12 protein-coding genes are annotated in these 14748 nt (G+C 43.3%); 6 read left to right on the top strand and 6 right to left on the bottom strand.

What is annotated here, in order from left to right; translation table 11 throughout:
* The first annotated feature begins 69 nt into the window (after positions 1-69).
* Entirely contained in the window at positions 70-783 is a 714-nt protein-coding gene (locus N518_RS0108010; protein ID WP_017401117.1) for a DsbC family protein, read from the top strand.
* 58 nt (positions 784-841) lie between these two features.
* Here N518_RS0108010 and N518_RS0108005 read toward each other — a convergent pair whose 3' ends face one another.
* The 4 genes from N518_RS0108005 to N518_RS0107990 all read right to left on the bottom strand — a co-directional run bounded on the left by N518_RS0108005 (position 842) and on the right by N518_RS0107990 (position 4466).
* Entirely contained in the window at positions 842-1111 is a 270-nt protein-coding gene (locus N518_RS0108005; RefSeq protein ID WP_005017546.1) for a GlsB/YeaQ/YmgE family stress response membrane protein, read from the bottom strand.
* A gap of 206 nt (positions 1112-1317) precedes the next feature.
* Positions 1318-1845 carry a hypoxanthine phosphoribosyltransferase gene (gene hpt / locus N518_RS0108000; protein ID WP_005017552.1) on the bottom strand — a complete coding sequence of 176 codons (528 nt, stop codon included), beginning with the start codon at positions 1843-1845 and terminating at the stop codon, positions 1318-1320.
* A gap of 216 nt (positions 1846-2061) precedes the next feature.
* Positions 2062-3387, bottom strand: coding sequence for a guanine deaminase (gene guaD / locus N518_RS0107995; protein ID WP_017401118.1), 1326 nt, complete (start codon positions 3385-3387; stop codon positions 2062-2064).
* A gap of 122 nt (positions 3388-3509) precedes the next feature.
* Positions 3510-4466, bottom strand: coding sequence for a TerC family protein (locus N518_RS0107990; RefSeq protein WP_005017558.1), 957 nt, complete (start codon positions 4464-4466; stop codon positions 3510-3512).
* A 370-nt stretch (positions 4467-4836) separates the two neighbouring features.
* Between N518_RS0107990 and N518_RS0107985 the strand changes: the two genes are divergently transcribed.
* Positions 4837-5133, top strand: coding sequence for a GNAT family N-acetyltransferase (locus tag N518_RS0107985; protein WP_005404701.1), 297 nt, complete (start codon positions 4837-4839; stop codon positions 5131-5133).
* Positions 5134-5190: 57 nt separating this feature from the next.
* On the opposite strand, the gene N518_RS0107980 is transcribed toward N518_RS0107985, so the two are convergent.
* Both N518_RS0107980 and N518_RS0107975 read right to left on the bottom strand, forming a co-directional pair.
* Positions 5191-6708 (bottom strand): 3-hydroxyacyl-CoA dehydrogenase, encoded by a 1518-nt coding sequence (locus tag N518_RS0107980; protein ID WP_017401119.1) that lies wholly within the window; start codon positions 6706-6708, stop codon positions 5191-5193.
* A gap of 15 nt (positions 6709-6723) precedes the next feature.
* Positions 6724-7497: an enoyl-CoA hydratase gene (locus tag N518_RS0107975; protein ID WP_005023853.1), complete on the bottom strand. Its 774-nt coding sequence runs from the start codon at positions 7495-7497 to the stop codon at positions 6724-6726.
* Positions 7498-7955: 458 nt separating this feature from the next.
* On the opposite strand from N518_RS0107975, the gene N518_RS0107970 reads away from it, so the two are divergent.
* From N518_RS0107970 to N518_RS0107955, 4 genes are all read left to right on the top strand, one after another.
* Positions 7956-9233: an MFS transporter gene (locus N518_RS0107970; protein ID WP_034593807.1), complete on the top strand. Its 1278-nt coding sequence runs from the start codon at positions 7956-7958 to the stop codon at positions 9231-9233.
* 146 nt (positions 9234-9379) lie between these two features.
* The gene (locus N518_RS0107965; RefSeq protein ID WP_026444119.1) at positions 9380-10753 is read left to right on the top strand and encodes a long-chain fatty acid transporter; all 1374 of its coding nucleotides are present in this window, start codon (positions 9380-9382) and stop codon (positions 10751-10753) included.
* Positions 10754-11071: 318 nt separating this feature from the next.
* Positions 11072-12874: an acyl-CoA dehydrogenase C-terminal domain-containing protein gene (locus N518_RS0107960; protein WP_026444118.1), complete on the top strand. Its 1803-nt coding sequence runs from the start codon at positions 11072-11074 to the stop codon at positions 12872-12874.
* A 178-nt stretch (positions 12875-13052) separates the two neighbouring features.
* Entirely contained in the window at positions 13053-14711 is a 1659-nt protein-coding gene (locus N518_RS0107955) for an AMP-binding protein (RefSeq protein ID WP_026444117.1), read from the top strand.
* The last annotated feature ends 37 nt before the right edge of the window (positions 14712-14748 follow it).

Raw genomic sequence — 14748 nt, 5'->3', positions numbered from 1 at the left:
TTAAAATATTTTGTTAAAAATATGTTTAAAAAGAGCCAAAAGATTAGAATCAGGCAGGATTAACCTAAAATGAGCCATCCACGCATGAAAAAATTATTAATGCTAGCGCTAGCTGGAATACTCAGTAGTAGCTGCTTTGCCAATGTAGAGTCAGTACAGAATAATTTAAAGCAGCATTATCCTAACCTGAAATTTGAGCAGATTCAGTCTACTGAGATGAATGGAATCTATAGTGCAGTGCTAGATGGCCAAGTAGTTTACGTGGGTGAAGAAGCCAATCATATTCTGGTTGGTTCCATGATACGTCTTAAGGATCAGCAGAATCTAACCAAAGATCTGGTGCTTAAGCAAAATAGTATTGACTGGAAACAGCTGCCTTTACAGGATGCGATTAAAATAGTGCGAGGCAGCGGCAAGCGTCAACTTGCTGTTTTTTCTGACCCAAATTGTCCATATTGCAAAAAGCTTGAGACTGAGCTTGCCAAACTTAATAATGTGACGATTTATAGTTTTATTTATCCGATCAAACCACAGTCGGTAAAACCGGCTAAACAGGTATGGTGTTCGGATAGCCGTACAGTGGCTTGGCAAAACCTGTTAGTTAAAGGAATACAGCCCACTGCCAATACCAATTGCACTAATCCGATTGAGCGGAATTTGAGTCTGGGAAAATCACTGGGCTTGCAAGGTACTCCGGCAATCATTTTCTCAAACGGTTTTAAACTGATGGGGGCTTATCCGGCGGAACAGATTGAACAGGCTTGGCAGGAATTTGGCTTATAAGCTATAGCCATAAAAAAGCACCGGAAACGGTGCTTTTTTATTTTAATTTTTAAATTATTTAAGGATGATGATTTACACGTGAACGCTTGGTAATCATGTTATAAATAAACAGGATGATCAATGCACCCACGACTGATGCAATAAAGCCTGCAGCCGAGTTTTCATCATAAAGGCCGAGCATACGGCCACCATAGGTAGCCACCAGTGCACCAGCGATCCCTAATAAAGTGGTAACGATAAAGCCTGCCTTGTCATTACCTGGGTGAATTGCCCGTGCAATTAGCCCTGCAATGAAACCGACGATAATAGCAACAATAAGTGACCACATACGCGTTCTCCTTCTTATCTTTTCTGATGTGATGTCTGGAACATGTACGCTTATTATCATTGAGCACGTATCAAATTTTAAAAAGTGCCATAATGCTACTTCCTGTTGAGTTTTTGTGCCGCTAGGGCATCAATACGATAAAACTGCTAAAGAACGTATAAAAAAAGTGGCCATAGGCCACTTTTAAGTATCAGGAATTTAGAAAACTAAAGACCAATTTCCCCAATAAAAGGAATGTGTCGATACTTCTGGTCATAATCCAGACCATAGCCAACAATAAATTTATCTTCTACTTCAAAGCCTAAAAATTTGACTTCAAGTTCAATTTCACGGCGTGACGGTTTGCTTACCAAGGTGCAGAGTTCGATTGAATTAGGATTACGGGTTTGCAGAATTTCCAGAACTTTACTCAGGGTATTGCCTGAGTCGATGATATCCTCGACTACCAGAACATCTTTACCCCGGATTTCCCCGTCCAGATCTTTCAGGATTTTTACATCACGACTTGAAGTAGTGCCTCCCCCATAACTGGAGACGGTCATAAAGTCCAGTTCATGTGGTTTATGAATGGCACGGCATAAATCTGCCATGAAAATGACCGAGCCACGTAACAGTCCGATCAGAACCAGTTCCCGGTCACTTTGTGCATAGTGAGCATCAATTTTTGCACCAAGCTCTTTGACTTTTGCCTGAATCTCTTCAGCAGAAATCAATACGCTCATTTCAATGGTCATGGGCAGATCCCTAAAAACGAGTAAAATGGAAAAATAAAAAAGGTGTTGACCTGCAACACCTCGAATAGGGAAATTTTAATGCAATTTTTCATTCTGTGCATCCTTTTCAGAAGCCAGAATGTGAATTATCTGTTAGTTGAGGGCTGATCAGACTTGAGCAGAACTGCACAGGCTAAAGCCAATACTCCCCATTTAAAAAGACTACTACCAGGAACTCTAGACTGGTTCTGCTTTGCTGTAGGCCTTTTGTCCATAGATATAGGTTGCTTCAACATTACGATCATCTCCTAATGTAAACAGGGCAAATAGGCTGTCTTCTAGTCCCTTGCTATGTTCCTGACGCAGTTTCTGTAAAGCTGTTGCCTTCAGGTCGAGTACTATAAAGTCAGCTTCTTTACCTAAATCGAAATTGCCCAGCTTGTCCTCTAGGTTCAATGCACGTGCGCCCCCCAGTGTAGCGTGGTAGAAAGCTTCAAGCGCAGAGAGCTTGTTGCCCTGTAACTGCTGGACTTTATATGCTTCATTGGCTGTCTGTAACAGGCTGAATGATGTACCTGCACCAATATCAGTCCCGAGGCCAACCTTTACCTGTTTTTGCCAGGTTTTAGACAATGGAAACAGCCCGCTTCCTAAAAACAGGTTTGATGTTGGGCAGAATGCGATTGCAGATTTACTCTGGTGCAGACAGTCCCATTCCTGCTCCTGCAGATGAACACAATGTGCAAATACACTGCGTTCTCCAGTCAGGCCGTAATGGTGATAAACCCCCAGGTAACCCTGCTGCTCAGGGAACAATTCTTTTACCCAAGCAATTTCATCCAGATTTTCACTCAAATGGGTATGTATATAGACATCCGGAAATTCTGTTTTTAATTTTCCCGCCAGCTGCAATTGTTCCGGTGTAGAGGTAGGCGCAAAACGTGGTGTAATAGCATAGAGTGCCCGGCCCTTGCCATGCCATTTTTCAATCAGTGCCCTGCTATCTTCATAGCTGCTCTGGGCCGTGTCACAAAGTGCCTCGGGCGCATTACGGTCCATCATGACCTTACCTGCAATGAGCCGCATCTGGTACTGTGCTGCCTGCTCAAATAATGCATCTACTGATTGTGGATGCACCGTACAGAAAACCAATGCAGTGGTGGTTCCATTTCTAAGCAGTTCTTCTACAAAAAAATGGGCAATCTTGCTGGCATGTTCAGGATTTTCAAACTGCATTTCAGCCGGAAACGTATAAGTATTAAGCCAGCTCAGCAGTTGCTCGCCATATGCACCAACCATTTCACTTTGCGGATAATGTATATGCGTGTCAATAAAGCCAGGAACAATCAACTGTTCAGGATAATGTTCTACCAGAATACCGGCAGGTAATTGGGTCTGGCCCTCCTGCCACGGGCCAAACCAGACTATTTTCCCCTGTTCTGTAATCAGCAGGCCATCTTCTAAATAGCGGACCTGATGAGCCAGATCGGTAGGCTGGGCTACAATCTGCCGAATATCTAGAAAACGCCCGCGAATGGCTGTGGAAATGGGAAGTGAAGACATGGTTAAAACCTGCAAGTTATACTTTTTTCAACCGATTTTAACCGTAACTCTCAGCGACTGTATACCGTTATAATGCGTAAAACGGTTAAGTCAGAGTCTTAACCGTTTAAGCTATCTGTGGACTATTGTGGTAGCTGCTTTTGGTTATAACGGTATGACATCCAGCCGGTAATGGTGAGCACAACTGCAATAAAGCCTAGAGAAATCCAGATTGGCATATGGAATACGTCAAGCAGAAGCATTTTTGCGCCAATAAACAGCAGGATTACACCTAAACCATAAGGAAGGTAATGCATTTTTACTGCAGCACCAGATAGCAGAAAGAACATGGCACGTAAACCGAGAATCGCCATCAGGTTTGCTGTAAGAACAATAAACGGATCACTGGTGACTGCGAAGATTGCCGGAATAGAATCTACTGCAAAAATTACATCAGAGAATTCAACCAGAATCAGTACTACAAAGAGCGGCGTCAACCATAACTGGCCCTGTTTACGTACCCAGAATTTATGACCTTCGAGCTGCGGGGTAATACGAAAATGCTTACGCAGCCATTTCAGTAAGGCCATCTCTTCAATATTGGGGTCATCATCTTGCCCTTTCAGGAATTTATAGCCGGTATATACCAGGAAGGCACCGAAGATATAAAGTACCCAGGAAAACTCCTGTACCATCCATGCGCCAATAAAGATAAAAATGGTCCGCAGGATAATTGCACCCAGAACCCCGTAAAGCAGAACCTGTTTCTGCAAAGCAGGTGGAATGGCAAATGCCGAGAAAATCATCAGCCAGACAAACACATTATCAATAGCCAGCGATTTTTCCAGTAGATAACCGGTAAAGTATTCCATGGTTTTCTGGTTGGCAATTTCAATTCCGCTGTTCTGTTGCAGATAAAACCAGAGACCTGCACCAAAAATCACTGAAACGGTTACCCAGGCTGCACTCCACCACGCAGCCTGCTTCATAGGAACAGGCTGATCCTGATGCTGTCTGAAACCTAAAAAATCTACCAAAAGCATGACTGCAATTATGGCAAAAAATACCAGATACAATCCCATACTGCCGATTGATTCCATCACTATCTCCTCATCCGGCATACGGGCACAAAAAAACCTTGACCTGCTGCCAGATGTTTTTATTCATCTGTGTCAACATGATCAAGGTCTTGCCTACACCAGGGTTAGAACATCCTGATGCTCAGATACCGACTTTTTGCAAAGTGTATTGACGATATCTGACACGCAACCGAACGTTATAAAAAACTATCGGCTACGCTTGGAGGAGGCTACTCCCCTTGTCAAACTAAAATTCTGTCTCAAATAGAATGCTCTATTTGAATATGTGTAGAGTTGCACATTTTTTAACAAAGTGCAATTTAAAAAAATAACTCAAATCAACGGTAATTGTTGTCTGGATGTGGCATGTTAAAACAAATTGACAAGATTCATGAAGGAGAAAAGTATGGAAGTTCAGCATCATGAAAATGACCAGCGCGGTGCCTTTATTATTCCTGAAAATGGCGAACGCTTGGGCGAGCTGACTTATGTGTGGCAGGGTGAGGACAAATTTGCTATTGATCATACCTGGGTCAGTCCGGCAGCACGTGGCCGAGGCGTGGCACGCGAACTGCTTGATGCTGCAGTTGCTTATGCACGTGAGAAACAGGTCAAGATTATTCCAGTCTGCTCTTACGTAGCTACCATGTTTCAGCGTGAGAAAAGTTTTGCTGATGTAGCTGTCTGAGTCTTGTATCTGAACAGGTACTGCTGCTACAAGCAGTACCTGAGAGACTTTAAAGGATTATACAGTCGTGACCAATGGCAGTTTTAACTGAACACGACGGCGTAACCATGCACTCGGACGATAACGTGGATCACGGCTAATTGCAGACATACGGTCCAGAATAAGCAGAATTTTATCTGCTCCCAACTTGTCACCCCATTCAATCGGGCCATAAGGATAGCCCAGACCCAGACGTACTGCAGCGTTAATATCCTCAACACTGGCCACACCCTGCTGGGCAATGTCACAGCCCAGATTAACGATCATGGCCAGTACACGCTGTGCTACGAAGCCGGTACTTTCCTGAATCATGCTAAGTGAAGTGCCATCCAGATTAAAAATGGAATGTGCTGCTGTCTTATGTTTTGAGTCAGTGATGAGGGTTGGCATAAGAGTACGATGTTTATTAAAACCGTATAGCAGGTCAATACACACTACCTGTTTCGGATTTACCTGATAGCGTAAGGCCGCAGTCGTTGCGTCTTCACCATAGCTGGCAATGAGCACTAAAGCCTGTTCAGAAGGCTCTGGATCTGTTTCTAGCGTTATGCCTTGCTGTTCCAGATAATCTTCTAAAATACTCTGGTCTTTTTCAAGGTCTGCTGCAATCCAAACGGTTGGATAATGATCCAGCTTTTCTACAAAAACTGCCGGGTCTTCACCCTGCTTTTCACCAGTCGTATAGTCATAAAAACCTTTACCGGTCTTTCTGCCCAGCTGTTTGGCTATATATCGCTGCCGGGTAATAACACTTGGACGATAACGGGCTTCTTCATAGTACTGATGATAAATTGATTCGCTCACCGGATGGGAGACATCCATCCCGGTCAGGTCTACCAGTTCAAATGGACCCATTTTAAAACCGATACCATCACGGTAAATCCGGTCAAGCTCAGACACTGAAGCCACATTTTCAATCAGCATGGCATAGGCTTCACTGCCAAAAGCTCGGCCCGCATGATTAATGATAAAACCCGGGGTATCCTGTGCTTTAACCGGATGATGACCCATTTTGACAGAAAGCTGCATGAGTGCATCTACAATATCCTCACGGGTATTGAAGCCCTGAATGACTTCGACAACTTTCATCAGCGGTACAGGGTTGAAGAAATGGTAACCCACGATCTGTTCAGGACGCTTGCAGCCAGCAGCAATTGCAGTAATAGATAAAGAAGAGGTGTTAGAAGCCAGAATGGTTTGTGTACCCACCAGGCTTTCTAGCTGCTGCATGAGCTGCTGCTTGACCTCAAGATTTTCAACAATTGCTTCAACAATCAGGTCACAGTTTTTGAGCTGTTCCAATTCGGTCGCTATACTAAGATGGCTCAAATCCTGATTGGCTTTTTCCTGACTGAATTTTCCTTTACTGGCCAGCGTATTTAAAGTCTTGCCGAGTTTTTCTCTGGCTTGCTCTGCAGCCCCTGCCTTGGCATCAAACAGTATTACATCGTGGCCAGATTGGATTGCAATCTGGGCAATACCTGCGCCCATAGTACCTGTGCCAATAATTCCGATCTGCTGAATTTGAATACTCATGTTTCTATCCCTGAATTATTTACCCTGATAATTTGGTTTTCGTTTTTCAATAAAAGCCTGCATGCCTTCTTTCTGGTCTTCGGTATCAAAGAGTAACTGGAAGGATTTACGCTCTAGCGCCAGGCCCGCATGAAGAGGTACATCTTCGGCCATCAGCGCAACTTCTTTAATCTGTTCCAGCGCGACAGGAGGCAATTTAGCTATGGATTCAGCCATTTTGAGGGCAGCTGGAATCGCATTGTCTTCTTCAACTAACTGGGACACTAAGCCCATTTGTAAGGCTTCTTGAGCTGGAACCAGACAGCCAGTCAATATCATGCGCATGGCCTGGAATTTGCCTACCGCACGGAACAGACGCTGGGTACCACCTGCCCCTGGCATTACACCAACTTTTACCTCTGGTTGTCCAAATACCGCTGTCTGGCTGGCAATAATAATATCTGCATGCATGGCCAGCTCACAGCCTCCACCCAAGGCATAGCCATTGACTGCAGCAATGACCGGTTTTGGACAGCTGGCAATTGCCTGCCAGTAACGCTCACTGCGACGTTGCATCATCTGAACTGCATGAGCATTTGCCAACTCTTTTAAATCTGCGCCTGCTGCAAAGTCCTGTTCTCCGCCTGTCAATACAATGGCACGAATTTCCGGGTCATCGCTGAGTTGATTAAAGATTTGTGCCAGCTGAATCCTCACTTGGGTATTTAAGGCATTTTTTGCTTCTGGACGGTGAATTTTAACTACAGCTACATAGGATTTTAAATATTCAACCTGAACGACCTGTTCCATTTTATCTCCATTGTTTCGTTATGCGGAAATATGTTTTATTAAAAATAAGTTTATTCTATAGCCAATGCAATGCTTTTTTAATAAAAACTTAGCTTAATAGGCATTCTTGGCTTCTTTGTAGTGTTTTAGGAAAAACACTTGAGCAGTTTATGGGAATATGATTTTATATTTCGTATTATGAAATAAAATTTTGGATTCATCTGAAGCTGGTTTATTTCATTAATATCCGACTCATATAAAAACTTAATTCAAGACAAAAGCTGCTGCAGTGACGCAATAGCAGAAACCATAAAGATAAGCCTCTACAGCCCAGGAGGAAAACTAGAAAAAATATTAGGAATTTGATGAGCCTGTTCTATCACCGGTATATCTAACTATATGACATCACTTCTAATCGCTGTTTAATAACCAAAACAATAATTTGCTGTAAGCAATAAAGATAATAAGGAAAATTTAATATGGAAAAGGTTTCACCTTTAATAATAGAAGAGGTTTCAGTACCACCTGCTAAAAAGGTCTGGATGACCGCATTTATATTTTCATTTCTGGTTTTACTGGTCGATGGCGCTGATATTGCATTTTTAGCCTATAGCCTGACCAGTCTTAAAGCCGAATTCGGATTGACCTCGATTCAGGTAGGTGCCTTGGGCAGCTGGTCATTGATTGGCAGTGCAGTAGGTGGCCTGATTGGCGGCTGGGCCTGTGACCGTTTTGGCCGGGTACGTATTATTGTGATTTATCTGGTAATTTCATCTGTTCTATCCTGTGCATTAGGTTTTGCAGACTCCTATTATCAGTTTGTTATTTTAAGAACGCTGGCTGCGGTCGGACTGGGTTCATTATACATTGCCTGTAATACCTTAATGTCAGAATATGTGCCTACCAAATACCGGACTACGGTACTTGCGGCGCTAATGACCGGTTTCACTATGGGATCTCTGGTGGCCACACTGTTAGCCGGCTGGATTATTCCGGCTTATGGCTGGCGAATGCTGTACTGGATTACTATCGTTCCCATCTTTCTCTCGGTTCTGATTCATTTTATGGTACCAGAGCCGGAATCCTGGAAAAAATCCATTGCCTTAAAGCTGAAGAAAGCCGAACAGCTGGCACAAACTATAAAAACCACCAATCCATATAAAGATATATTTAAAGAGAGAAAACACCGCAAGATGTTTTTACTCTGGTCATTAAGCGCGGGTGCATTACAGTTTGGTTATTACGGTATGAGTAACTGGTTACCATCTTATCTTGAGGCCGAAGTCGGCATCAAGTTTAAAGAGATGACCATGTATATGATCGGTACATTCCTGATCATGATCTTTGCCAAGGTTGTAGCAGGGATGGTCGCCGACCGTTGGGGACGCCGTGTAGTTTTTGCTTTTGGAACCATGGGTACGGCGCTGTTTATTCCTGTTCTGGTCTACCTTAATACACCTGCCAATATTTTATGGCTGATGTTGCTGTTCGGTTTTCTGTACGGTATGCCATTTGCTATTAATGCTACTTACATGACCGAAAGTTTTCCAACATCTATTCGTGGAACAGCGGTTGGCGGTGCATTTAATGTCGGGCGAATTGGAGCAATTTTTGCGCCTGTTACAATTGGTATTTTTGCTCAGAATGGCTCTATTGGAACCGGCCTTCTGGTAATGGGGGCTGCTTATTTACTATGTGGCCTGATTCCGTTGTTATTTATTAAAGACCGCTTATATGATCCGCAAAAAGCTGATTAAAAAAGAATTCACAAAGCAAAAATCTACTTTTAATTAGATTTTTTATTAAAAATGCAAGACAAATTAACAGATTAAGAAGAATTTTTATAAATAAAAAACCATGATCAATAACCGATCAGATTCCATATAAGAAAAGGATCACAAGAATGAGAAAGACAGTAATCGCTACAGTAATTGGAACATTATTTAGCCCAACACTTCATGCGGCAGCATTTGACCGTACTGGCCAATCAATCTCCAGTTTTTTACAGCCGGGCAATTACTTTGAAGCCACTTTAACGGTCAGTGATACTACACTCAAGGGCCAAGAGGCTGGCACGACAAATACTGACCGTATGATTGATGATATTGCCAATACTGATTATCGACCGGCGGCTGCATTCAAATTGCAGCTTGCACCACAATTTTCATTTGGCCTGATTTATGATCAGCCTTTTGCTTCAGACAGTGAATACTCAGGAAATAACAGTTTCACTGCTACTCCGCAGGATCAGGTGGTACTGCCAGGAATTACAACTGGCAGTCTGGCTGAGGCTACAGATGGTCAGATACCTGAGGGACAAACCCTGTCACAGGTAAATACACAAAATTTGAGCTGGATCATGGGCTATCAGCCCAATAAAAACTGGAATATTTATGCAGGGCCGGTTTATCAGACCTTCAAAAGTGATATTCAACTGCGGGGGGCCACTTACAGCTTATATAACGGTTATAACTTTCAAGCCGAGGAAACAGGAGATTGGGGCTGGATTGCCGGCTTCGCCTACCAGATTCCTGAAAAGGCTATCAGGACTTCCTTAACTTACCGCTCTGCAATCACCCACAAGATTAATGCCATCGAAGAAGCACCACTGATTGATATGCTGAGTACCCGGTCCGGACGAGATTATGTGGGCAATTATCTGCAACAGCTGGTAGCTCTTGGCCAGATTTCTCCGGAGCAGCAGGCTGCCATTAATAGTATCGTTGCCCGTTTACCTTCTGCAGGGGAGTCTGGAACCACCAAATTTGAATCACCGGCTTCGCTTAATTTTGAGTTCCAGACTGGTTTACGGCCGGGCACTCTTCTGTTTGGTAATGTGCGCTGGGTAAACTGGGATGACTTCGCATTTCAACCTTACCGCTTTGGCGCAATATCTGAAATAGTCGGTGTGCTTTCTACGCCCAGCCGGCCGGAGGGATTTAATCTGGTGCGCTATTTTCATGACCAGTGGTCAGCGAATTTAGGTATTGGACAGCGTTTTAGCTCCAAATGGAATGGTTCTGCTTCTATAGGATGGGATTCCGGTGCTGGAGAATATGTATCTACGGGCGGTCCAATAAAAGGTTATTACAATATTGGACTGGGCTTTCAATATAGCCCTGTCACGTCATATTTTATTTCTGGAGGAATGAAATATACCTGGCTTGGAGACGCCAAGGGGCAAGTCGGTGCACAGGCAGGAAGTCAATACTATGTCAGCGAATTTAAAGATAACCATTCTATCGGCTATGGATTAAAGATTGGTTATCGTTTCTAGTCAGCTAATGGCACAGCCTGTCTCATCCAATAGAACCAATAAGAAGTGCAGCTTATTTAAAGTAAATCCTAAGCCACTTGATTAGTAAAAATAAGATGACTGCTTTTCTGAGTATATTTAAAAATTTTAGCTAAAATTTAATTTCTTGATATGAAATTTTTTGTAATAGCTATTCTTATGCTTCACTGGATTTTCAAGATTTCTTAAATTATGATGGAATAAAACATAACTGAATTTCACAGTGCGAAATATTATTTACAAATAGCTTGAGCCGTACAGATAGAAATTCAGACTACAAACCCGATAAGGATATGGCCGATGCCGAATTATATTGCACCGCTACGCGACATGAAATTTGTTCTCAATGATTTTTTAAACTTTGAACAGAGCTATCAACAATATCCGGCTGCCCAAGATAACTTTAGTGCAGAGATATTAGAGCAGTACTTGGAAGCTGCAGCAGATTTTTGCCAGAACGAACTTTTACCACTTAACCGTATTGGTGACCAGCAGGGCTGCAAGCTGGAAAATGGTGTAGTAACCACGCCAGACGGTTTTAAAGATGCCTATAAAAAATATGTCGAGCTGGGTTTTACTTCACTCACTGGCGATGAGCAGTATGGTGGGCAGGGCTTTCCTACCCTATTCCGTATTGCAATTTCAGAAATCATTACTTCAACCAACTGGGCTTGGGGCATGTACCCTGGACTCTCCCATGGAGCCATGCGAACTATTGAACATCATGGTTCCGAACAGCAGAAGCAGCACTACCTTACCCGGCTGATTTCGGGGGAATGGACAGGTACTATGTGCCTGACCGAATCCCATGCGGGCTCTGATCTGGGTCTGATCCGGACCAAAGCAGTGCCCAATGCGGATGGCAGTTATGCTATCAGTGGTGAAAAAATCTTTATTTCTGCTGGGGAACATGACCTGGCTGAAAATATTATTCATATTGTACTGGCACGTTTACCAGATGCTCCTGCGGGTACCAAAGGAATCTCCCTGTTTATCGTACCTAAGTTTAATTTGGATTCGGACGGGAATATTGCCGAACGTAATGGCGTGGTGTGTAGTGCACTTGAACATAAAATGGGTATTCATGGAAATGCGACTTGTGTACTGAATTTTGATCAGGCTAAAGGCTTTCTGATTGGGCCGGAAAACCGGGGCCTAAACTGCATGTTTACCTTTATGAATTCGGCACGGATCGGCACTGCAATTCAGGGACTGGCTGCTTCTGAAGCTTCTTATCAGGGCGCACTGGCATATGCCAGAGAACGCCTGGCAATGCGCTCTCTGGCTGGACCCCAGCACCCAGAACTGCCGGCTGACCCGATAATTGTGCACCCGGCAGTACGCCAAATGCTATTAACTCAAAAAGTCTTTGCAGAAGGCTCGCGTGCCCTTGCCTATTACTTATCTACTTATGTCGATATGGCCGAGTTTTCAAATGATGAAGATGAAAAGAAACAGGCAGAAAACAAACTTGCCCTTTTAACCCCAATCGCCAAAGCATTCATGACCGAAACGGGGGTAGAGTCGGCCAAGCATGGGATGCAGATTTTTGGCGGACATGGTTATATCGCTGAACATGGAATGGAACAAATTGCTCGTGATGCACGGATCGCCTGTCTTTATGAAGGAACAACCGAAATTCAGGCAATTGACCTGCTGGCACGTAAGGTAATTGGTTCTAAAGGTAACTTGCTCAAAGCCCTGACCGATGAAATTCAGGAGTTTACTGCGCAGCATCAGCAGCACGATAAGTTCTCTGCTCAGGTGCAGCAGCTTGAGCAGCTAGTCAAGGAATGGTTAGAACTGACCAGAGACGTGGTGGATAAAATGCAGCAGAGACCAGAAGAAATTGGTGCCGCAGCAGTCGATTATCTTTATTTCTCCGGATACACCGTATTTGCCTATTTGTGGGCAAAAATGGCAATTGTAGCGGAAGATAAAATTGCTCAGGGCGATACAGATCCTTACTATCCGGCCAAGGTAGCTACGGCGCAGTTTTATTATAGCCGCATTCTAAACCGTACCTTAACCCATGCGGCAATGATCCGTTCTGGAATGGATACCCTATTTGAACTTAATCCGGAACAGTTCAAGTTTGATTAATGACTTTGACTCGACAGGTGTGTAATTCACACCTGTTTTTTAAAATTCAAATATAAAGATCATTTTGAAGCTGCTCGCAATGAGCAGTAACTAGCTCCATGATAAGAGACTGATTTAAAAATAATAATTCTGAATAGAAAACTGCTTTGATCTAAAGCGCACAATAAAGGATAGAGCAATGACAGAGAATGTCTGGTCAAATGAATACAAACAATGGAATATTGCCCCAACTATTCAACTACCTGCACGACATGTGACTTTACTGGATTTCTGGGAACATAGTTTTCAGAAATTTAGCTCGCGTACTGCATTTATTTTTAAAGATAAAAAATTCTCTTTCGACGAGATTGAGCAATATAGCCGTAAATTTGCCAGCTTTTTACAACATCTTCAACTACCTCAAGGTAGCCGCATAGCAGTGATGATGCCGAATATCATTCAGTATCCGATTGTGTCACTGGCTGTCATCCGGGCCGGTTATATACTGGTCAATATCAATCCACTTTATACCGCACGTGAATTACAGCATCAGCTTCATGACGCAGGTGCCTCTGTACTGGTACTGCTCGACCAGTTTATGCCTGTCTACCAGCAGGTCAAAGATCAGCTTGCTATACAGTATGTGGTGATTACAGCTGCGCCAGATTTGCTGGTTGATCCTGCTGAAAAACCTGAAAGCCAGCAGGAAGCACAAATATTCAGTTTAAAAGATATTCTCTCTGAAACTTTACCGGAGACCTATCTTCGTCCCAAGCTTGATCAAGAGGATACTGTAGTACTGCAATATACAGGTGGAACGACTGGAGTTTCTAAAGGTGCAGAGCTGACACATCGTAATATTATTGCCAATCTGCTGCAAAATAATGCAGTATTTTGCAGTTATTTCGGTGACCGGGATGCCTATGCAGATGAAGTCACGATCTGTGCCCTTCCGCTGTATCATATTTTTGCCTTTACCGTGTGTTTATTGCACAGTACATTAAATAAAGGCTATGCCACGGTGCTGGTAGCCAATCCGCGCGATCTGTCTGATCTGGTGCATTGTTTTAAAACATATCAGCCTGCAGTTTTTCCAGCAGTAAATACCCTGTTCAATGCGCTTATTAATCATCAGGAGTTTAAAACACTCGACCATAGCCAGCTGCGCATCACTACAGGCGGCGGCATGACTGTACTCAAATCTACTGCGGATGCCTGGCAGAGAATTACCGGCTGCATGATCCGTGAAGGCTATGGTCTGTCTGAAACATCACCAGTGGCTACATTTAACCCTCCAGCATCCACTACATTCAGTGGTTCAATTGGCATTCCACTCCCGGCAACAGAAATCAAAATTCTGGATGATACAGGCCAAGAAGTGGTACAAGGTGAAAAAGGCGAGATCGCTATACGGGGACCGCAAGTAATGAAAGGTTACTGGAATCTACCTGAAGAAACAGCAAAAGTTATGACAGTAGACGGGTTTTTCCGCAGTGGCGATATTGGCGTCATGGATGCAAAAGGCTATGTACGAATTATTGACCGTAAAAAAGATATGATTCTGGTTTCAGGTTTTAATGTCTTTCCCAATGAAATCGAGGCTGTATTATCACAGCATCCCAAAGTGCTGGAAGTTGCAGTGATTGGGGTAGCAGATGAAAAATCTGGGGAAGTACCAAAAGCTTTTATTGTCAAAAAAGAACAGTCTTTAACAGCAGAGGAAATCCAGTCTTATGCCCGAGAAAATTTAACCGGCTACAAACAGCCACGCTATATCGAATTTCTGCATGAACTGCCTAAATCAACGGTGGGCAAAATTCTGCGTAAGGCACTCAGGCAGGATACATCACTACAGTAAAGAGTCATAAAAAAGCGGGTGTTAACCCGCTCTTTCA

This window comes from Acinetobacter sp. UNC436CL71CviS28 (assembly GCF_000620525.1).
Taxonomy (GTDB): Bacteria; Pseudomonadota; Gammaproteobacteria; order Pseudomonadales; family Moraxellaceae; genus Acinetobacter; species Acinetobacter radioresistens.
The sequence above is the reverse complement of the archived record's forward strand: the minus strand, read 5'-3'. Positions and strand labels throughout refer to the sequence as shown.